We start from the raw sequence: 21,070 nt of genomic DNA, 5'->3' as shown, positions 1-21,070 counted from the left end.
AGGCGGCGTTTTGGTAGGGCAAATGACCGTTTAGCCAACCCAGGTATCACGTAAACCGACGGTGCGGTTAAATACCAGCTTGTCTGCGGTGCTGTAGCGGCTGTCGAGACAGAAGTAACCCTCACGCTCAAACTGATACGCTTTACCGGCCTCAGCGGCCTGCAGAGATGGCTCACCGTAGCCCTGAGTGATAACCAGTGATTCCGGATTCATCACCGACAGGAAGTCTTCTGCGGCACCTGGATTCGGGACGCTGAACAGGCGATCGTACAGACGGATTTCAATCGGCAACGCGTGTGCAGCGCTGACCCAATGAATTACGCCCTTCACTTTACGGCCATCGGCCGGATCTTTGCTCAGGGTATCCGCATCGTAGGTACAGAAAATCGTGGTGATATTGCCTTCGGCATCTTTCTCCACGCGTTCTGCTTTCACCACGTAGGCGTTACGCAGGCGAACTTCTTTACCCATCACCAGACGCTTGTACTGTTTGTTCGCTTCTTCACGGAAGTCGGCGCGGTCGATCCAGATCTCTGCGCTGAACGGCACTTCACGGCTACCCATTTCCGGTTTGTTCGGATGGTTAGGCATAGAGACCATTTCGCTCTCGCCCTGCGGATAGTTTTCGATGACCAGTTTAACTGGATCGATAACCGCCATCGCGCGTGGTGCGTTTTCGTTCAGATCTTCGCGAATGCAGGATTCCAGAGAAGCCATCTCAATGGTGTTGTCCTGTTTGGTCACGCCGATGCGTTTGCAGAATTCACGAATAGCAGCTGCGGTGTAACCACGACGACGCAGACCGGAAATCGTCGGCATACGTGGGTCATCCCAACCTTCAACGTGCTTCTCAGTCACCAGTTGGTTCAGCTTACGCTTAGACATCACGGTGTATTCCAGATTCAGGCGCGAGAATTCGTACTGGCGCGGGTGAACCGCAATAGTGATGTTGTCGAGAACCCAGTCATACAAGCGACGGTTATCCTGGAACTCAAGAGTACACAGTGAATGCGTAATCCCTTCCAGCGCATCGCTAATGCAGTGGGTGAAGTCGTACATCGGGTAGATGCACCACTTGGTGCCGGTCTGGTGGTGATCGGCAAATTTAATACGATACAGCACCGGATCGCGCATCACGACAAAGGATGATGCCATGTCGATTTTGGCACGCAGACAGGCTTTACCTTCTTCGAAGCCACCGGTACGCATTTTTTCGAACAGCGCCAGGTTCTCTTCTACGCTGCGATCGCGGAACGGGCTATTTTTACCCGGTGCGGTCAGCGAGCCGCGGTATTCGCGGATCTGTTCCGGCGTCAGTTCATCGACGTACGCCAGACCTTTGTTGATAAGTTCTACCGCATAGGCGTGCAGTTGATCGAAATAATCAGAGGAGTAGCGAACGTTGCCTGACCAGTGAAAACCTAACCACTCGACGTCGTTTTTGATGGACTCAACGTATTCGATGTCTTCTTTAACCGGGTTGGTGTCATCGAAACGCAGGTTGCACTGGCCCTGATAGTCTTGCGCAATACCGAAGTTCAGGCAGATAGATTTCGCATGGCCGATGTGCAGATAGCCATTTGGCTCTGGCGGAAAACGAGTATGCACCGTAGTGTGCTTACCGGTAGCCAGATCTTCGTCAATGATCTGACGAATAAAGTTTGTCGGGCGGGCTTCAGCCTCACTCATCGTAGATTCCTCAAAGCGTAAACAACGTATAACGGCATATGATCTTATAAGCCGGACGGACTGACAACCTTTAGTTACGCAAAAAATGTCGCAAACGAAAATATTGGGGCAAATTGCTGCAAAAAAAAGCGGCGGAGGATTTCCCCCGCCGCTTAAGGCATTAATCAACTTTACTCAGGAGCGATTATTTACCTTTAATCTCATACAGTGGCGTTTGACCGGCAACTACATGACCTTCGGCTTTAATTACCAGACCGCCGAAATCATCGCTGTTGCTGCAAACAACCGGGCTAATCATTGAACGCGCGTTAGCGTTGAGGAACTCCAGATCCATTTCCAGGATTGGCTGACCCGCAACCACTTCCGCACCCTCTTCAACCAGACGTTTGAAGCCTTTACCTTCCAGCACGACGGTATCGATACCCATGTGGACAACGATCTCCGCACCTTTGTCAGTTTCCAGACAGAACGCGTGGTTGGTGTTAAAGATTTTCACGATGGTACCCGCTGCCGGTGAAACAACGGTTTTATCCGTTGGTTTAACCGCTACGCCGTCGCCTACCGCTTTGCTAGCGAACGCTTCGTCAGGAACCTGTTCCAGAGCAACGATGTCACCAGTGATTGGTGAAACCAGCGTTTCAACGGTGGCCGCGTTAGCCACAGCCTGCGGTTTTACCGCGGCCGCTGCTGCCGGTGCGCTTTCTGCCGCTGCTGCTGCAACCGGGCCACGAGCAACGACTTTCTTCATTGCGTCGCCGATAGATTCAGCTTTCGCACCCACGATGACCTGAATGGTCTGTTTGTTCAGTTTCACCACACCGGAAGCGCCCAGACGTTTACACATCGCATCGCTCACCTTGGCAGAATCACCCACGGTCAGACGCAGACGGGTAATACATGCATCAATCGCTTTCAGGTTATCAGTACCGCCAACCGCTGCAATGTAGCTGGTTGCCAGCTGGTTCAGACCTTCTTCGGTGTTGCTGTTCGCTTCTTCAGTCACGACGTTGTCGTCTTTGTCTTCGCGGCCAGGCGTTTTCAGGTTAAACATGCGAATAACCACGCTGAACAGCACGAAGTAGATAACGAAGAACGCCAGACCCATCACTACCAGCATCCAGACGTTCTTACTTGCTGCCGGCAGGCTGTACATCAACACGTAGTCGATAGCACCTGCGGAGAAGGAGAAGCCTGCGTGGATACCCAGCAGCGTGGCGATGAACAGGCTTACACCGGTCAGAATCGCGTGCAGGAGGTACAGCAGCGGAGCCAGGAACATGAACAGGAATTCCAGCGGCTCGGTAACACCGGTCAGGAACGCGGTGACGGCAACGGACAGCAGCATACCGCCAACCATTGGGCGACGATCTTTCGGTGCGGCGAAGTACATCGCCAGCGCTGCACCCGGCAGACCAAACATCATGATTGGGAAGAAGCCGGACATGAACATACCCGCAGTGCCGTCACCCGCATAGAAGCGGTTGATGTCACCGTGGAAGACTGCGCCAGCGGCGTTGGTGAACTCACCAATCTGGAACCAGGCGATGGTGTTCAGCACCTGATGCAGACCGGTTGGGATCAGCAGACGGTTAATGAAACCGAAGATGCCGGAACCCAGCGCGCCTGCGCCGACGATCCATTCACCACCAGCATGGATTGCGTTCTGCACCGGAGGCCATACGTAGCCGAAAATTGCAGCCAGCACCAGACAGAAGAAGCCAGTCGCGATTGGAACAAAGCGTTTGCCGCCGAAGAAGCTCAGGAAGTCAGGCAGTTTGATGCCCGCCCAACGGTTATACGCTGCACCGCCGACCAGACCAGTAATGATACCCGCCAGCACACCCATGTTAATCGCTGGGTTGATGGTAACCATGGCTTTCGTCAGGACGAAATAACCCACTGCACCCGCCAATGCTGCAGAACCCGCGTTGTCTTTCGACCAGCTGGATGCCACACCAATCGCGAAGATCAGCGCCAGGTTATCAAAGATTGATCCACCCGCCTGCGCGATGAATGGAACGTTCAGTAAATCTGGCTGACCAAATCGCAGCAACAGCGCCGCCACCGGCAGCACGGCGATAGGGAGCTGTAACGCCCTACCCAGTCGCTGGAAAAAACCTAAAATATTCATCTTATTCCCCCTACGAGACCCCGATACGGCTCATTTAAGCCATTTTTTTATTGTACAAAAAAGCATGTAACTGCGATGTCTTGTAAACTGCATTCACAACTCTTATGGATGATGAGTGTGTGGAAGTTTAATTCGTATCGCAAATTAAACACGTGTTTTTTGTGACTATTGTCACCAAAAATTGTCAACACCACTCCCTTTCACTGGCTAACTATGAAAACTTATTTTATCATTCAAAAAATCAAAACGGATCGCTCCCTGTCGATGTAAACAGGTTACGCTTAGAGCATGCATGGAGATGCCATCCGCCAACATCTTACATTTTACATATTGAGGTGAAGAATGAGACTGATTCCTCTCGTTAACGCTGAGCAAGTCGGCAAATGGGCAGCTCGCCATATCGTTAACCGTATCAACGCATTTAAACCTACCGCGGACCGTCCGTTCGTGCTGGGCCTGCCAACCGGCGGTACTCCGCTGGCGACCTATAAAGTTTTAGTTGAAATGCATAAAGCGGGCCAGGTTAGTTTCCAGCACGTTGTCACTTTCAATATGGACGAATATGTAGGCCTGGCGAAAGAGCATCCAGAAAGCTATCACAGCTTTATGCACCGTAACTTCTTCGATCATATCGACATCCCAGCAGAAAACATCAACCTGCTGAACGGCAATGCACCGGACGTCGATGCAGAATGTCGTCGTTACGAAGAAAAAATCCGTTCATACGGCAAAATTCACCTGTTCATGGGTGGCGTGGGCAACGACGGTCATATCGCGTTTAACGAACCAGCTTCTTCCCTCTCTTCCCGTACCCGTATCAAAACCTTGACGCACGAAACCCGCGTGGCGAACTCTCGCTTCTTTGACGGCGACGTAGCAATGGTACCAAAATATGCGCTGACCGTAGGCGTAGGTACGCTTCTGGATGCGGAAGAAGTGATGATCCTGGTTCAGGGCGCGCCGAAAGCGCTGGCTCTGCAGCAGGCGGTTGAAGGTAACGTCAACCACATGTGGACCATTACCTGTCTGCAGCTGCATCCGAAATCACTGATCGTCTGCGATGAACCTTCCACCATGGAGTTGAAGGTCAAGACCCTGAAGTATTTCAACGAGCTCGAAGCGGAAAATATCAAAGGTCTGTAATTGTCTTACCGTCCCGTGGTTCGCCGCGGGACAACATTTTTGAACACCGGGGGTCGTAATGTATGCATTAACCCATGGCCGGATTTATACCGGTCACGAAATTCTGGATGACCATGCGATTATCGTCGCCAATGGCCTTATTGAACGTATTTGCCCACTGGCTGATGTACCAGCGAACGTCGAACAGCGTTCCGTTAATGGCGCCATACTCGCCCCTGGCTTTATCGACGTCCAGCTTAACGGCTGCGGCGGCGTGCAGTTCAACGATACCGCCGAAGCGGTGACCGTTGAAACGCTGGAGATTATGCAGAAAGCCAACGAGAAATCAGGCTGCACCAGCTTCCTGCCAACGCTTATCACCACCAGCGACGACCTGATGAAACAGGGCGTACGCGTGATGCGCGAATATCTGGCTAAATATCCTCATCAGGCGCTCGGTCTGCACCTTGAAGGCCCGTGGCTGAACATCGTGAAAAAAGGGACGCACAACCCAGGTTTCGTGCGTAAACCTGACGCCGAACTGGTGCAATTCCTGTGCGATAACGCTGACGTTATCACCAAAGTCACACTGGCACCGGAAATGGTCGATCCCGCCGTGATTACCCAACTGGCCAATGCCGGTATCGTGGTTTCGGCAGGCCACTCCAACGCGACGGCCAAAGAAGCGCGTATCGGTTTCCGCGCGGGTATCTCATTTGCGACGCACCTGTTTAACGCCATGCCGTATATGTCCGGCCGTGAACCAGGCCTGACCGGCGCTATCCTGGATGCGAACGAAATATACTGCGGCATCATCGCCGACGGTCTGCACGTTGACTACATCAATATCCGTAACGCCAAGCGCTTAAAAGGCGATAAACTGTGCCTCGTCACCGATGCAACTGCACCGGCGGGTGCCAATATTGAGCAGTTCATTTTTGCTGGTAAAACAATATACTACCGCAATGGACTCTGTGTTGATGAAAACGGGACATTGAGCGGTTCGTCCCTGACCATGATTGAAGGGGTACGTAACCTGGTCAATCACGCCAATATTGCGCTGGACGAAGTGCTGCGCATGGCGACCCTCTACCCTGCTCGCGCGATTGGCGTCGACAAACAGCTGGGCAGCATCGCACCGGGCAAAGTGGCGAACCTCACTGCGTTCACCCACGATTTTAAAATCATCAAGACCATCGTTAATGGCAACGAGGTCGTTACTGAGTAAGAGAAAGTATGACATCAGGCGGACAAGCTCAAATTGGTAATGTTGACCTCGTAAAACAGTTAAACAGCGCGGCCGTTTACCGCCTGATTGACCAGCATGGGCCAATCTCGCGTATTCAGATTGCCGAGCAGAGCCAGCTTGCTCCCGCCAGCGTGACCAAAATCACGCGTCAGCTTATTGAGCGCGGACTGATCAAAGAAGTCGATCAGCAGGCCTCCACCGGGGGCCGCCGCGCAATATCTATTATCACCGAAACCCGCAATTTCCACGCCATCGGCATTCGTCTTGGCCGTCATGACACGACCCTCACGCTGTACGATCTGAGCAGTAAAGTGGTGGCTGAAGAGCACTATCCTCTGCCCGAGCGCACTCAGGAGACGCTGGAACATGCGCTGCTTAACACCATTGCGACGTTTATTGAATCGTGCCAGCGCAAAATCCGCGAGCTGATTGCCATCTCGGTAATCCTGCCGGGACTCGTCGATCCTGAAAGCGGCGTAATCCGCTATATGCCGCACATCCCGGTCGAAAACTGGCGTTTGGTTGAAGCGCTGGAAAAACAGTTTAAAGTCACCTGTTTTGTCGGTCATGATATCCGTAGTCTGGCGCTAGCCGAGCACTATTTTGGGGCGAGTCATGACTGCGAAGACTCCATTTTGGTGCGCGTACACCGCGGAACAGGTGCCGGGATCATCTCCAATGGGCGTATTTTTATCGGTCGTAACGGTAACGTCGGCGAAATCGGCCATATCCAGGTTGACCCGCTCGGCGAGCGCTGTCACTGCGGTAATTTTGGCTGCCTGGAAACCGTCGCCGCCAACGCGGCTATCGAGCAACGCGTTCGTCATCTGCTGGAGCAGGGCTATCATAGCCGGTTAACGCTGGACGATTGCCATATCAAAACCATCTGCAAGGCCGCCAATAAAGGCGATCCGCTGGCGACTGAAGTGATCGAACACGTTGGGCGTCATCTGGGAAAAACCATCGCTATCGCCATTAACCTGTTCAACCCGCAGAAAGTAGTGATTGCCGGGGAAATTATTGAGGCCGACCGCGTGCTGCTGCCCGCGATCGAAGGTTGCATTAACACTCAGGTTTTGAAGGCGTTCCGTAAAAATCTACCGGTCGTACGTTCGACTCTCGACCATCGCTCGGCGATTGGCGCTTTTGCGCTGGTAAAACGGGCGATGCTAAACGGCTCTTTGCTGCAGCATTTGCTGGAAGGCTAGTCGTAAGAGGTAATGCCGGGGATAACGTGTATAATTACGCCTCTTTAAAACAAACGCCAGGAAGTCCATGACCATTCAGAATGTAATCTGTGATATTGACGGCGTGCTGATGCACGACAACGAAGCCGTGCCGGGCGCGGCAGAATTCGTCGCGCGCATACTGGATAAAGGTATGCCGTTTCTGTGTCTGACCAACTATCCTTCACAGACGGGTCAGGATTTGGCGAACCGTTTCGCCACCGCAGGCATCGACGTCCCGGACAGCGTGTTTTACACCTCCGCCATGGCAACCGCCGATTTCCTGCGTCGCCAGGAAGGGAAAAAAGCCTATGTTGTCGGTGAAGGCGCGCTGATCCATGAGTTATATAAAGCCGGATTTACCATTACCGATGTCAACCCAGACTTCGTTATCGTTGGCGAAACCCGCTCCTTTAACTGGGATATGATGCACAAGGCCGCATTCTTCGTGGCCAATGGCGCACGCTTCATCGCCACGAACCCGGATACGCATGGCCGTGGGTATTACCCGGCCTGTGGTGCACTTTGCGCAGGCATCGAAAAAATCTCTGGCCGGAAACCATTCGTCGTGGGCAAACCAAGTCCGTGGATTATCCGCGCCGCGCTCAACAAGATGCAGGCTCACTCGGAACAAACGGTTATCGTGGGCGATAATCTTCGCACCGATATTCTGGCTGGCTTCCAGGCCGGGCTGGAAACGATTCTGGTCCTCTCCGGCGTCTCCACCGTCGATGACATCGACAATATGCCGTTCAGGCCATCATGGATTTACCCGTCGGTCGCCGAAATCGAGATAATCTAATTATCCTGCCGTGGTCATCTGCCACGGTAATACCGATGCCCAGCCGGGCATCGGCCCGATTGACCTGACTCCCTTCCCTCTTTTCTTCATGTGTTTCTTTAGCTGTCACGCACGTTACCCTGCAATGCCTGACGACTTCGCTATCCATTCACACCTGAAAAAATTAAATCGTCAAAAAAATCGCAATAAAAATGATGACTCATCAATAATAGAGATATTTGTATACGTATTTTTTAGTATTCATTAACCCCTGTTGCATTATTTCTCCCAGAGGCCGAAAAAGCCTTGCACCCATCGCCCCTTTACGGCATTTTTTTAGTTATGCACAGGCACCGCGATAGCGCAGCGCCGCACAATAAAACAGCACAACACCACAGGGTTAACGGAGAAGTCTATGTGTTCTATTTTCGGTGTACTGGATATTAAAACTGACGCGGGCGAGCTGCGTAAAAAAGCGCTTGAGCTCTCCCGCCTTATGCGCCACCGTGGCCCAGACTGGTCCGGTATCTACGCTTGCGATAAAGCCATTCTTGCACATGAACGCTTGTCGATTGTTGACGTCAACGCCGGCGCTCAGCCGCTGTATAACGAAAAGAAAACGCACGCCCTGGCGGTCAACGGTGAAATTTACAACCATCAAGCGCTGCGCGCCGAATTCGCTGACCGCTATCAGTTCCAGACCGGTTCTGACTGTGAAGTGATCCTCGCCCTGTATCAGGAAAAAGGTCCGGACTTCCTCGACGAGCTAGAGGGTATGTTCGCCTTCGTACTGTATGACAGCGAAAAAGACGCTTATCTGATTGGCCGTGACCATATCGGTATTATTCCGCTGTATATGGGCCATGATGAATTCGGTAACTTCTACGTCGCCTCTGAGATGAAAGCGCTGACGCCGGTCTGTCGCACCATTCAGGAGTTCCCTGCCGGTAGCTACCTGTGGAGCAAAGACGGCGAAATTCGCCAGTATTATCAGCGCGATTGGTTCGACTATGACGCGGTGAAAGACAACGTTACCGACAAAAACGAACTGCGTCAGGCGCTGGAAGAGTCGGTGAAAAGCCATCTGATGTCCGACGTACCTTACGGCGTCCTGCTGTCCGGCGGCCTGGATTCTTCCGTTATTTCGGCTATCACCAAGAAATTCGCCGCGCGCCGCGTGGAAGATCAGGAACGTTCAGAAGCCTGGTGGCCTCAGCTGCACTCCTTCGCCGTTGGCCTTGAGGGTTCTCCTGACCTGAAAGCAGCTCGGGAAGTGGCAAACCACCTCGGCACCGTGCACCATGAAATTCACTTCACCGTGCAGGAAGGTCTGGACGCGATTCGCGATGTTATCTACCACATTGAAACCTACGATGTGACGACTATTCGCGCCTCCACGCCGATGTATCTGATGTCACGTAAAATCAAAGCGATGGGCATCAAGATGGTGCTGTCCGGCGAAGGTTCTGACGAAGTATTTGGCGGCTACCTGTACTTCCATAAAGCGCCAAACGCCAAAGAGCTGCATGAAGAGACCGTACGTAAGCTGCAGGCGCTGCACATGTACGACTGCGCGCGTGCAAACAAAGCGATGTCCGCCTGGGGTGTGGAAGCACGAGTACCGTTCCTGGATAAGAAATTCCTCGACGTAGCGATGCGCATCAACCCGCAGGATAAAATGTGCGGCAACGGTAAAATGGAAAAACACGTGCTGCGTGAGTGCTTCGAATCTTATCTGCCAGCAAGCGTGGCGTGGCGCCAGAAAGAGCAGTTCTCTGATGGTGTTGGCTACAGCTGGATTGATACGCTGAAAGAAGTCGCGGCGAAACAGGTTACTGACCAACAGCTGGAGACGGCGCACTTCCGCTTCCAGTACAACACACCGACCTCAAAAGAAGGCTACCTGTACCGCGAAATCTTTGAAGAACTGTTCCCGGTACCAAGCGCCGCAGAGTGTGTCCCTGGTGGCCCGTCCGTGGCATGCTCTTCAGCAAAAGCAATTGAGTGGGATGAAGCGTTCAAAACCATGGACGACCCTTCAGGCCGTGCGGTAGGCGTGCACCAGTCTGCATATTAGTCAGCGTGATGCTTAAATAGAAAAGCCCTCTGATGGTGACATCAGGGGGCTTTTGTTTTTTGGCGAGGGTGAGGGTCTACTCCCCACGCCCCTTCTTCGCTGCCAGCGAACGCAATAGCACACCCAGCGTGGTGCCATTATGCAGCATCGCACTCGCGCCCGGCGACAGCCAGCCCAGTGCGGCCGCCAGCATAATGGCGCTATTAATCCACTCGGTCAGCTTGATGTTGCTGTTCACCAGCTTCATCGCTTCCGTTGATAGCTGGCGGGCGGTGATAACGCCGTGCAGATTATCCTGCAACAGCACCGCATCAGCCGCCTGCTGCGCCAGCTCGGTGCTTTGGTTCATCGCTAAACCCACATCCGCCTGAGTCAGCACCGGCGCATCGTTAATGCCGTCGCCGACAAACAGAACTTTATGCCCCGCAGCCTGCAGCGCCTGCACCACCTCAACCTTACTTTCCGGCGTGGCTTCCGCTACATAGCGGTCGATACCCACGCGCTCTGCCAGTTGGCAGGCTTTCTCTGCCCGATCGCCGGTCAACAGAACGACCTGACGAATACCCGACGCTTTCAGTTGAGCAATGACCTCAGAAGCCTCATCACGCAGATGATCCTGCAGACCAATCATCCCCACCAATTGATCGTCGAAACCGATAAACAGTAGGTGGCGCCCCTTCGCTTCCAGCTCGTTGATTTCATCCTCATACGGTGAGAAATCAATATCGTAATGACAGTCGAGGAAGTGGCGGCTACCGATCACCATCTGATGATCTTCCAGCGCGCATAGCAGGCCGTGGGCGATAACGTATTCCACTTCACCATGCGGAATATGCGGCAGCTCATGATGCTCTGCCGCTGCGACCACCGCATGAGCCAGCGGATGGTTGCTGTGCTCTTCCACCGAAGCAGCAATCGCCAGCAGACGCTTAGCCTGCACCAGTTGGTCGTTGAAGCTGATAACGTCGGTGACCTGCATCTGGTCGTGGGTCAGTGTGCCGGTTTTATCAAATACCACCGTATCGACGTCTGCCAGCTTCTCAATCGCCCTGCCGCCTTTGAGCAGTAGTCCGCTCTGCGCCGCACGATACATAATAGATTTAAAGGCGATAGGCGTACTGAGCTTCAACGCGCAGGAGTAGTCAACGAGGAATACCGATGCCAGGCGCTCCCAGTTGCGGGTCATCGCGAACACAGCGGCACCGACGCCCAGCGTAATCGCCACGCGGCGGTCGGCCATTTGCTGCGTGACCTGCTGCGTTTCGCTACGCTGGGTCAGAGAATCACGGATAAAACGGCGGATGTGCGCAGTGGAAGAAGATTCGCCCACCTGCTCGGCGGTTATCGCCACGTTCCCTTCCTGGATTTGCGTTCCCGCATAAACCCATGAACCCGCTTCGCGACGCACCGGCACGCTTTCACCGGTCATCGACGCCTGATTGACCTGAGCCACGCCGCGCAATACGGTACCGTCAGCCGGAATATTGTCTCCCGGACCAAGCAGCATCACGTCGCCAGCCACCAGCTCGCTGCTGTTGATCTCAACGCTTTCACCCGCCCGTTCTACCCACACCGGGTGTTCGCGCGGCTGCATCAGATCGGCTAACAACGCATCGGAATGACGGCTGGTCTCCTGCTCCATGTATTCGCCCAGCGTCAGCAACGATTGGGTCAGCATGGCGGTGCGGTTATCGCCCCGCAGCATCGACAGACTGAGAGCCAGCGCATCCAGCACTTCAACCTTGAGTTGGCCCTGGCTTAAGGTATGCGCCCCTTCCAGGATAGTCGGTGCCGTCAGCAGCGCCGCCGGCAGACGCGCCCAGCGGTCAGGTAAAACCTGCGTCAGCGCCAGACCTGCGAGATTGAGCAGGTTGTCACCGCCGCAATACTCGGTTTCAAACTCAATGTCGTCCGCCGCCTGCCAGTCAAGCTCACTCACCGCCGCCACGATATCCGCCGCTGAGGTCCGCGCACGATCCCATTCAATCACCGCGCTGCGCGCTGAAGGACGAATACGTACGCCGCTAACGCCGGGAAAGGTGAGGATCTGCTGTTTCAGCCATCCTGCGGCATCAGGGTAATCTTTCAGCGCCGATACCCGCAGGCGTACGCGTCCTGGGATCTGGTGAACGATAACCACACGTTCGCCTACAGCACTCACGCGATATCATCCTTATTCTGGCTGCGGTAGTAATCGACCTCTGCCTGTAAGTCCGCAACGCGTTCCTTCAATTCTTCCATTTCGCCCCGTACGGTTCCCCAGGCTTTACTCGCCGTATTGGTGATCCCTTGCTGCACGTTACGATTGGTCAACAGATAGGTGATAGCAGCCCCCGCGACCAGGCCGGTAATCAGATGCGTACGGCTATTGGTGGCCGTTGGCATTTGTACCGGCATCGCCGCTGGATTCGGTTCCCACATCCCGGTGTACGGGTTATACAGGTACTCAGGCTGATTCATTTTTTCCTCGCTTAGCTATCGCATCCATCAGATAAAGTGAAGCGGCGCCTACCCCGATAATGGTCAGGACGGACTCCAGCGGACGGGCTTTATTGGCATCCGCAATCGCCATCACCGTGCCGCTGATAAGGCTGGCTTTTGCCGTCTCCTTTATCACCGTACAGGCCGCTTCGTTCAGCGTTTGTTCGCTCTGTTGATAACGCTGCCACTCGCGCAGACAAGCTGCACTTCCGCCGACAAGCGCACCGGCAACGGCGGCGCGGCTTACCCGGCTATTTCTGTCACGGCTGTTGTTCATCCGCTACGCCCTCATCGTCAAATGGCATGGCGGTAGGCTGACGATGACGCTCAACGGACTCCTGGAAGCCGTCTTTCCCCGCTTTCATGGTGTCGCGGAAGATAGCCGCGCTGGAGGTGGCGGTGTCTTTAATGGCTTCAGAACCGTTTTTCACACCATCTTTCACTTTACTGGATCCCGCTTTCAGCATGTCGCCTGCACCGGCCAGCGTCTGCATCAACATGCCGCGCACGGAGTCATTGGTCAGCAGCAGCGTGACGGCAGCGCCGACCATTGCCCCTTTCCAGAACTCTTTATCGTCCATCCCCACGGTGCTAATGATGTTCTTCAGCAGGCCTGCCTGATCGCCCATCGCGCCATCGACCACATGCTGTGCATACTGGCTCCAGTCAACGCCCGACGCGGCAGCATGATGGTGCTGGTGATGTGGGTGATGCGGTTGAGCAAACTGCGGAGGCACGGCGCCCTGCGGGAAGCCCATCGGAGGGAAACCCATCGCCATTTGCGGTGGCATCTGCATTTGCGGCTGCGGAGGAACCTGCGGCTGTGCAGGCATCTGTCCATTTTGCGGCCAGGCCATGCCCTGCGGCATTGGCGGGTACGGATACCACGGATAGCCGTATGGCGGGTAGTAGCCTGCTGGTGGTACCGGCTGCGCGTTGGTGTCATTAGTGCTCATGATGACTGCCCTTATTCATTTAGTGAGAGGGATCGAGAATGGCGGCGAGTTGCTCCAGCGCTTGTTGCGCTTGTTCGCCGTCATGACCAAACAGTTGATTTAAAATCTGCGGGCGAATAGCTGCCGCATCGTATTCGAGGATGATGGAGCCGCTATCGCTATTGATCTGATAACGCCGAAGGTACCCTTCAGGGTGGCAATAAGCATCAAGCTGTTTGAGCTTGCCCTGGCTCAGGCTGGCAATCAGCTTGTTAGAAAAACGCAGGCGTAAACGCCCGGGTATATGGTGTGCCACTTCAACAAAGCGGCGCAGCGTCAGTAAGTCGCCAAAAGATTCGGCAGGCATATCAGTTAATACCCAGAGATTTATAAGTGGTATTAATCAAATCACAGATGTAGAGCACCAGACAGCGCTAATCGACCTTCTTTTGCGGTGTATCAAAAGCCAGGGCGCGATTCTTTTTTGCACTGAGTGCGGTGAGCGCTGGACACAGCCGTAATGCAAATATAAATTACTCTCATTACTACTACATAAGTAAAACATGAGGCGGCTATGACTCCTTACCTGCACCAGACCCCCAATCGCATTCGCATCCGTTCCAGCTGGATCCAGCGCCATCCGCAGGAAGTTTCGCGACTTATCGAAACCCTACGCGCCCGCGACGGTATCCAGGAGATCGTCCACCGCTTATATGCCGGATCGGTAGCCATCAATTTCGACTCCTCACGCGTTTCATCAAGCGAGCTATTGACGCAGTTGGAACAGGCGCAGTGGCTGAGCAGCCAAAAAGATAAAAGCTATATAGAGAACACATTACGCGTTGGTGCCGGTCATTTATTGAAAACGCTGGCTTTTGGTGCATTAAAGCGTACAGTCGGTGGCCCGGTTGTTTCTATCGTAAGCGTATTAACTCGATAACCCTTCATAATATATGGGTACTTTAACCGCACTGAATAACGGTAAATAACCAATAATTGCCGATTATTGCGCCATGCTGTTCGCAACCTAACCAAACAGTCACATTCCAGTGAATTTCATTGAAAAAGGTGTTGACGGTATTGGGCTCAATACGCATAATGCGCCCCGCAACGCCGATAAGGTAACGCGAAAAAAAGATGGCTACGTAGCTCAGTTGGTTAGAGCACATCACTCATAATGATGGGGTCACAGGTTCGAATCCCGTCGTAGCCACCATCTTTTTTGCGGGAGTGGCGAAATTGGTAGACGCACCAGATTTAGGTTCTGGCGCCGCAAGGTGTGCGAGTTCAAGTCTCGCCTCCCGCACCATTCACCCGTAAGCGTTGCACGGATGGGGTATCGCCAAGCGGTAAGGCACCGGTTTTTGATACCGGCATTCCCTGGTTCGAATCCAGGTACCCCAGCCATATTTTCTTCGATATTTGCGGATTACCGCGACGGTATTGGGGTATCGCCAAGCGGTAAGGCACCGGTTTTTGATACCGGCATTCCCTGGTTCGAATCCAGGTACCCCAGCCATCGAAGAATATGCTAGTATCGGCTACGTAGCTCAGTTGGTTAGAGCACATCACTCATAATGATGGGGTCACAGGTTCGAATCCCGTCGTAGCCACCAAATTCAGAGTTTCTCGATCTAATCGATAAATTCGAAAAAAAATTGTTGGGGTATCGCCAAGCGGTAAGGCTCTGGTTTCTGATACCAGCATTCCGAGGTTCGAATCCTCGTACCCCAGCCATTTTCAAAAAGTCGTTTGCTTTAGCAAACGCACCCGTTGGGGTATCGCCAAGCGGTAAGGCTCTGGTTTCTGATACCAGCATTCCGAGGTTCGAATCCTCGTACCCCAGCCATTTTCGAAAAGCTCGCTTCGGCGAGCTTTTTTTGTTTTTGTACCCGTCGAATAATCCCGCCCGTTCTTCTCTGCGACTGATATCCCCATTTCCCGGGGTCACTTTGCTCGCCCGGGATTGTCTTTGGTTTACACCCCTAATGCGTACTTCAGCGCCTGGCGTTTCAACACGCCCGCACGCTGCGCCGCCATCAGACCGACATTACGCAGCACGCGTAGTGGTGCCAGATCGTTACTGAACCCGGCATAGAACAGATCCATTCCGCTTTGCATCAGTAAATTATCCACCCGACGACGCGCTTGATAGCGTTGCAGCACCGGCAGACTGGCCCAGTTTTCTCCAACGCTACGCGCGTTCGCCAACACATCCAACAGCGCATCCACGTCACGGTAGCCCAGATTGACGCCCTGCCCCGCCAGCGGGTGAATGGTGTGCGCAGCATCGCCGACCAACACCAGCCCCGACTGCACGTACTGCTGGGCATGACGACGAGTCAGAGGAAAGGCACCGGAAGCCACCGGCGTGACATCCCCTAATCGTGCCGGGAAATGAGCCGCAATTTCTCGCTTGAGCTGCGGCATCGGGAGCGACTGTAACTGGCGAATTCGCGCGGGAGTGTCATACCACACCAGCGATGCCCAATGATCAAACAGCGGCAGGAAGGCACGCGGGCCGGTTGGCGAAAACTGCTGCCAGGTGCTGTCTCCTGGGTCGTTTTCAGACTTGACGGTTATCAACATACAGGATTGCGGATACTGCCAACCGTGAATACCAATGCCCGCGAGTTGCCGTACCTGCGACATTGCGCCATCAGCGCCCACCACCAGCTTCGCGTGAATGTCGCTCGCGTCGGCCAGATGCAGGAGCTGTCCCTCATCTTGCTGATGCATCGACTCAAGCGATGTCCCGTGGTGCAGTGTCACCTGTGGATGTGCCTCCAGCGCCTGCCACAATGCCAACTGCAGCACGTTATTTTCGACCATATAACCAAGGTTGGGCAGTTTCAGCTCGCTGGCATCAAACACCACGTGCGCATTCTGCCACTCCCAGGTTTCCAGTCGACGCCACGGGTGCGCGCGCATAGCCAGCACCGCGTCCCAGACGCCCAGGCTACGTAATAAGGAGACAGAAGAGGCGCTGATGGCTGAAATCCGCACATCAGGCTGCGAGGACGGGTCAAAGGCCGGCGGGGCATTTTTTTCCAGCACCGCGACCGTAAAACCATTCTGCGCCAGCCCCAACGCTAGCGCCGCGCCGACCATTCCGCCGCCAACGACGGCAACATCTGCGTGTAGAATTGTCATCATTTATTATCCTTAAACCTGAATCCCTCCAGTTTACCGGACTTTTACGGACTTGAGGCGAATAACCGTCACTCTGGTCACAACCCCACCAAAGCATTACAATACGCGCCCTGCAATGTTGGCGAATAATAATTAAGCAAGAGCAAGTCGATGACAAAAAAACTCCATATTAAAACCTGGGGCTGTCAGATGAACGAATACGATTCATCCAAGATGGCCGATCTGCTGGATGCCACCCACGGCTATCAGCTGACTGAAAATGCCGATGAAGCCGACGTGCTGCTGCTGAACACCTGTTCGATTCGCGAGAAGGCGCAGGAAAAAGTATTCCACCAGCTGGGGCGCTGGAAGCTCATTAAGGCGAAAAGACCGGACGTCATCATCGGCATCGGCGGCTGCGTGGCTTCTCAGGAAGGCAAACTGATCCGCCAGCGCGCCCATTACGTAGATATCATTTTTGGCCCGCAAACCCTGCACCGCCTGCCGGAAATGATCGACACCATTCGGGGCATGCGCGATCGCCGTAAGCCCATCATCGACGTCAGCTTCCCGGAAATTGAAAAATTCGATCGCCTGCCTGAGCCACGTGCCGATGGCCCAACCGCCTTCGTTTCTATCATGGAAGGCTGCAATAAATACTGTACTTACTGCGTGGTGCCGTACACTCGTGGGGAAGAAGTCAGCCGTCCCTGCGACGATATCCTGTTTGAAATCGCCCAACTAGCTGCACAAGGTGTGCGCGAAGTAAACCTGCTCGGGCAGAACGTCAACGCCTGGCGCGGTGCAAACTACGACGGCACCGCCGGTTCATTTGCCGAACTGCTGCGTTTAGTCGCCGCGATTGACGGTATTGACCGAGTGCGTTTCACCACCAGCCACCCCATCGAGTTTACCGACGATATTATTGAGGTTTATCGCGATACGCCGGAGCTGGTCAGCTTCCTGCACCTGCCGATTCAAAGCGGTTCTGACCGTGTCCTGAATCTGATGGGCCGTACCCACACCGCGCTGGAGTATAAATCGATTATCCGCAAGCTGCGTGAAGCGCGCCCGGACATTCAGATTAGCTCTGACTTTATCGTCGGCTTCCCGGGTGAAACTAACCAGGACTTTGAGCAGACCATGAAGCTGATTGGCGAGGTCAACTTTGACGTGAGCTTCAGCTTTATCTTCTCGGCCCGCCCTGGCACCCCGGCAGCCGATATGGTTGACGATGTACCGGAAGAAGATAAGAAACAGCGTCTGTACATTTTGCAGGAGCGTATCAATCAACAGGCAATGGCCTGGAGCCGCCGTATGCTGGGCACCGTGCAGCGTATTCTGGTTGAAGGCACCTCGCGTAAAAGCATTATGGAGCTGACCGGCCGTACCGAAAATAACCGCGTGGTAAATTTCGAAGGCACCCCGGATATGATTGGTAAATTCGTCGATGTCGAAATCATGGACGTCTACACCAACTCGCTGCGCGGCAAACTGGTGCGCACCGAGGAAGAGATGGGTCTGCGCATTGTGGAATCGCCGGAGTCGGTGATTGCCCGAACCCGCAAAGAAAGCGACCTTGGCGTCGGGATTTATCAGCCTTAATCTCATGGCCCGTCTGCTCTGGCGGGCCTTGTATTTCCTTCTGCCATCCCCATATTTATTGCAATGCTTGCGCCTTTTTACAACGGCGTGAATAATTCCTTTATCAGCCGGTAACTGCTTGTCTTCCGGCAACTCATGCATAAGAGGAACAGTTTGAACATAGACACTCGCGAAATTACCCTAGAGCCAGTCGACAATGCCCGTCTGCTGAGCCTGTGTGGCCCGTTTGATGACAATATCAAACAACTGGAGCGACGACTGGGCATCGAAATCAACCGCCGCGATAACCATTTCAAACTGACGGGACGCGCCATCTGCGTGACCGCCGCTGCCGATATTCTGCGTAGCCTGTATGTTGATACCGCGCCAATGCGCGGCCAAATTCAGGATATTGAGCCAGAACAGATTCATCTGGCTATCAAAGAAGCGCGCGTGCTGGAACAGAGCGCAGATAGCGTTCCGGAGTACGGCAAGGCGATTAATATCAAAACCAAGCGTGGGGTTATTAAGCCGCGTACGCCAAACCAGGCACAGTATATTGCCCATATTCTTGACCACGACATCACTTTCGGCGTTGGCCCGGCGGGTACCGGTAAGACTTACCTTGCCGTGGCGGCCGCGGTCGATGCCCTGGAACGTCAGGAGATTCGCCGTATTCTGCTGACCCGTCCGGCGGTTGAAGCCGGTGAAAAGCTCGGCTTCCTGCCAGGCGACCTGAGTCAGAAAGTTGACCCGTATCTGCGCCCGCTGTATGACGCCCTGTTCGAAATGCTTGGCTTTGAAAAAGTTGAGAAGCTGATGGAGCGCAATGTCATTGAAGTGGCTCCGCTGGCCTATATGCGCGGCCGTACGCTGAACGACGCGTTTATTATTCTTGATGAAAGCCAGAACACCACCATCGAACAGATGAAGATGTTCCTGACGCGCATTGGCTTTAACTCAAAAGCAGTCATCACCGGTGACATCACCCAGATTGACCTGCCGCGCAGCACTAAATCCGGCCTTCGCCACGCTATTGAAGTGCTGGCTGAAGTCGATGAAATTAGCTTTAACTTCTTCCACAGCGAAGACGTGGTGCGCCACCCGGTGGTTGCCCGTATCGTTAACGCCTATGAGGCGTGGGAAGAAGCCGATCAAAAACGTAAAGCCGAGCAGGCCGCGGAACGTAAACGCGAAGCTCAGGCGCAGGAGCAGAAATGAGTCAGGTGATCCTCGATCTCCAGTTGGCCTGTGAAGACAACACCGGTCTGCCAGAAGAAAGTCAGTTCCAGAAGTGGCTTGATGCCGTGGTTCCACAGTTCCAGGAAGAGTCAGAAGTGACCATTCGCCTGGTCGATACGGCGGAAAGCCACGAACTGAACCTCACCTATCGCGGTAAAGACAAACCGACCAACGTGCTGTCGTTCCCGTTTGAAGCGCCTCCGGGCATTGAGCTACCGCTGCTGGGCGATCTGATCATTTGCCGTCAGGTGGTTGAACAGGAAGCCGTCGAACAGGACAAGCCGCTGGAGGCCCACTGGGCGCATATGGTCGTCCATGGAAGCCTGCATTTACTGGGCTATGATCATATCGAAGATGAAGAAGCAGAAGAGATGGAAAGCCTCGAGACAGAGATAATGCTTGCTCTGGGCTATGAGGATCCGTACATTTCCGAGAAAGAATAAAGCGTCGGGCTGCGGCCCGATTCTTTTACGTGCCGTCCGGCGCTGAATTTACGCGTGACGAGCGATAATTAAACCAACATGAGAACCCAAACGACGCCATGAGCGACGACAATTCACACAGTAGTGACACAGTAAACAGCAAAAAGGGATTCTTCTCCCTCTTACTCAGCCAGCTTTTCCACGGTGAACCGAAAAACCGTGACGATCTCCTGGCGCTGATCCGTGATTCCGGGCAGAACGAGCTTATCGATGAAGATACGCGCGATATGCTTGAAGGGGTAATGGATATCGCCGACCAGCGCGTCCGCGATATTATGATCCCGCGCTCTCAAATGATCACCCTGAAACGCAACCAGACCCTGGACGAATGTCTCGATGTCATCATTGAGTCCGCCCACTCGCGTTTCCCGGTTATCAGCGAGGACAAAGATCACATTGAAGGGATTCTGATGGCGAAAGACCTGCTGCCGTTTATGCGCAGCGATTCCGAAGCCTTCAGCATGGATAAAGTGTTACGCACCGCGGTTGTCGTACCGGAAAGCAAACGGGTTGACCGAATGCTCAAGGAATTCCGCTCCCAGCGCTACCATATGGCCATCGTTATCGATGAATTTGGCGGCGTTTCTGGTCTGGTGACGATTGAAGATATTCTTGAACTTATCGTCGGGGAAATTGAAGACGAGTATGACGAAGAGGACGATATCGACTTCCGTCAGCTCAGCCGTCACACCTGGACTGTGCGCGCGCTGGCGTCGATTGAAGACTTCAACGAAGCGTTCAGCACCCACTTCAGCGATGAAGAGGTCGATACCATCGGCGGTCTGGTGATGCAGGCCTTCGGGCATCTGCCTGCGCGCGGTGAGACTATCGACATTGATGGTTACCAGTTTAAGGTGGCCATGGCCGATAGCCGTCGTATTATTCAGGTTCACGTTAAAATTCCGGACGATTCCCCTCAACCGAAACTGGATGAATAAT

18 protein-coding genes and 7 tRNA genes are annotated in these 21,070 nt (G+C 53.8%); 17 read left to right on the top strand and 8 right to left on the bottom strand.

Annotated features, from left to right (window positions below; translation table 11 throughout):
- Positions 1-30: 30 nt before the first annotated feature.
- Positions 31-1,689: a glutamine--tRNA ligase gene (glnS, locus tag ABOC97_RS04175; protein WP_349594427.1), complete on the bottom strand. Its 1,659-nt coding sequence runs from the start codon at positions 1,687-1,689 to the stop codon at positions 31-33.
- Between the two features lie 184 nt (positions 1,690-1,873).
- On the bottom strand, positions 1,874-3,820 hold the full coding sequence (nagE, locus tag ABOC97_RS04170; protein WP_349594424.1) for a PTS N-acetyl glucosamine transporter subunit IIABC: 1,947 nt from the start codon (positions 3,818-3,820) through the stop codon (positions 1,874-1,876).
- Positions 3,821-4,162: 342 nt separating this feature from the next.
- Between nagE and nagB the strand changes: the two genes are divergently transcribed.
- From nagB to asnB, 5 genes are all read left to right on the top strand, one after another.
- Positions 4,163-4,963 carry a glucosamine-6-phosphate deaminase gene (gene nagB, locus ABOC97_RS04165; protein WP_349594422.1) on the top strand — a complete coding sequence of 267 codons (801 nt, stop codon included), beginning with the start codon at positions 4,163-4,165 and terminating at the stop codon, positions 4,961-4,963.
- A gap of 58 nt (positions 4,964-5,021) precedes the next feature.
- Entirely contained in the window at positions 5,022-6,170 is a 1,149-nt protein-coding gene (gene nagA, locus ABOC97_RS04160) for an N-acetylglucosamine-6-phosphate deacetylase (RefSeq protein WP_349594419.1), read from the top strand.
- Positions 6,171-6,178: 8 nt separating this feature from the next.
- Entirely contained in the window at positions 6,179-7,399 is a 1,221-nt protein-coding gene (gene nagC / locus ABOC97_RS04155; protein WP_349594417.1) for a DNA-binding transcriptional regulator NagC, read from the top strand.
- Positions 7,400-7,466: 67 nt separating this feature from the next.
- Positions 7,467-8,219, top strand: coding sequence for an HAD-IIA family hydrolase (locus ABOC97_RS04150; protein WP_349594414.1), 753 nt, complete (start codon positions 7,467-7,469; stop codon positions 8,217-8,219).
- 394 nt (positions 8,220-8,613) lie between these two features.
- Positions 8,614-10,275: an asparagine synthase B gene (gene asnB / locus ABOC97_RS04145; RefSeq protein WP_349594412.1), complete on the top strand. Its 1,662-nt coding sequence runs from the start codon at positions 8,614-8,616 to the stop codon at positions 10,273-10,275.
- 76 nt (positions 10,276-10,351) lie between these two features.
- Here asnB and ABOC97_RS04140 read toward each other — a convergent pair whose 3' ends face one another.
- The 5 genes from ABOC97_RS04140 to ABOC97_RS04120 are packed head-to-tail and all read right to left on the bottom strand — an operon-like array spanning position 10,352 to position 14,058.
- The gene (locus ABOC97_RS04140) at positions 10,352-12,436 is read right to left on the bottom strand and encodes a heavy metal translocating P-type ATPase (protein ID WP_349594409.1); all 2,085 of its coding nucleotides are present in this window, start codon (positions 12,434-12,436) and stop codon (positions 10,352-10,354) included.
- Positions 12,433-12,735: a YtxH domain-containing protein gene (locus ABOC97_RS04135; RefSeq protein ID WP_349594406.1), complete on the bottom strand. Its 303-nt coding sequence runs from the start codon at positions 12,733-12,735 to the stop codon at positions 12,433-12,435. Before ABOC97_RS04135 ends, ABOC97_RS04140 begins: the two co-directional genes overlap by 4 nt.
- Positions 12,722-13,033 (bottom strand): hypothetical protein, encoded by a 312-nt coding sequence (locus ABOC97_RS04130; RefSeq protein ID WP_234503646.1) that lies wholly within the window; start codon positions 13,031-13,033, stop codon positions 12,722-12,724. Before ABOC97_RS04130 ends, ABOC97_RS04135 begins: the two co-directional genes overlap by 14 nt.
- On the bottom strand, positions 13,017-13,712 hold the full coding sequence (locus ABOC97_RS04125) for a hypothetical protein (RefSeq protein WP_349594403.1): 696 nt from the start codon (positions 13,710-13,712) through the stop codon (positions 13,017-13,019). Before ABOC97_RS04125 ends, ABOC97_RS04130 begins: the two co-directional genes overlap by 17 nt.
- A 19-nt stretch (positions 13,713-13,731) precedes the next feature.
- Positions 13,732-14,058, bottom strand: coding sequence for an HMA2 domain-containing protein (locus ABOC97_RS04120; RefSeq protein ID WP_349594400.1), 327 nt, complete (start codon positions 14,056-14,058; stop codon positions 13,732-13,734).
- Positions 14,059-14,265: 207 nt separating this feature from the next.
- Here ABOC97_RS04120 and ABOC97_RS04115 point away from each other — a divergent pair, with 207 nt between their 5' ends.
- The 8 genes from ABOC97_RS04115 to ABOC97_RS04080 all read left to right on the top strand — a co-directional run bounded on the left by ABOC97_RS04115 (position 14,266) and on the right by ABOC97_RS04080 (position 15,540).
- Positions 14,266-14,631 (top strand): hypothetical protein, encoded by a 366-nt coding sequence (locus ABOC97_RS04115; RefSeq protein WP_234503652.1) that lies wholly within the window; start codon positions 14,266-14,268, stop codon positions 14,629-14,631.
- A gap of 199 nt (positions 14,632-14,830) precedes the next feature.
- Positions 14,831-14,907, top strand: a tRNA-Met gene (locus ABOC97_RS04110).
- Positions 14,908-14,915: 8 nt separating this feature from the next.
- A tRNA-Leu gene (locus tag ABOC97_RS04105) sits at positions 14,916-15,000 on the top strand.
- A 23-nt stretch (positions 15,001-15,023) separates the two neighbouring features.
- Positions 15,024-15,098: transfer RNA gene (locus ABOC97_RS04100), tRNA-Gln, on the top strand.
- A 37-nt stretch (positions 15,099-15,135) separates the two neighbouring features.
- Positions 15,136-15,210: transfer RNA gene (locus ABOC97_RS04095), tRNA-Gln, on the top strand.
- A 20-nt stretch (positions 15,211-15,230) separates the two neighbouring features.
- Positions 15,231-15,307: transfer RNA gene (locus ABOC97_RS04090), tRNA-Met, on the top strand.
- 46 nt (positions 15,308-15,353) lie between these two features.
- A tRNA-Gln gene (locus ABOC97_RS04085) sits at positions 15,354-15,428 on the top strand.
- Positions 15,429-15,465: 37 nt separating this feature from the next.
- A tRNA-Gln gene (locus ABOC97_RS04080) sits at positions 15,466-15,540 on the top strand.
- A gap of 128 nt (positions 15,541-15,668) precedes the next feature.
- Here ABOC97_RS04080 and ubiF read toward each other — a convergent pair.
- Entirely contained in the window at positions 15,669-16,844 is a 1,176-nt protein-coding gene (gene ubiF / locus ABOC97_RS04075) for a 3-demethoxyubiquinol 3-hydroxylase (protein ID WP_349594933.1), read from the bottom strand.
- Between the two features lie 150 nt (positions 16,845-16,994).
- On the opposite strand from ubiF, the gene miaB reads away from it, so the two are divergent.
- From miaB to corC, 4 genes are all read left to right on the top strand, one after another.
- Complete coding sequence (gene miaB / locus ABOC97_RS04070) at positions 16,995-18,428, top strand: tRNA (N6-isopentenyl adenosine(37)-C2)-methylthiotransferase MiaB (protein ID WP_349594397.1); 1,434 nt, start codon at positions 16,995-16,997, stop codon at positions 18,426-18,428.
- A 153-nt stretch (positions 18,429-18,581) separates the two neighbouring features.
- A complete protein-coding gene (locus tag ABOC97_RS04065) occupies positions 18,582-19,628 on the top strand; it encodes a PhoH family protein (protein WP_234503656.1) in 1,047 nt (348 codons plus the stop codon).
- Entirely contained in the window at positions 19,625-20,092 is a 468-nt protein-coding gene (gene ybeY / locus ABOC97_RS04060; protein ID WP_234503657.1) for an rRNA maturation RNase YbeY, read from the top strand. The genes ABOC97_RS04065 and ybeY overlap by 4 nt, the downstream gene beginning before the upstream one ends.
- A gap of 98 nt (positions 20,093-20,190) precedes the next feature.
- A complete protein-coding gene (gene corC / locus ABOC97_RS04055) occupies positions 20,191-21,069 on the top strand; it encodes a CNNM family magnesium/cobalt transport protein CorC (protein WP_052284875.1) in 879 nt (292 codons plus the stop codon).
- The last annotated feature ends 1 nt before the right edge of the window (position 21,070 follow it).

Source organism: Kluyvera huaxiensis (genome assembly GCF_040149365.1).
Classification (GTDB): Bacteria; Pseudomonadota; Gammaproteobacteria; order Enterobacterales; family Enterobacteriaceae; genus Kluyvera; species Kluyvera intermedia_A.
The sequence above is the reverse complement of the archived record's forward strand: the minus strand, read 5'-3'. Positions and strand labels throughout refer to the sequence as shown.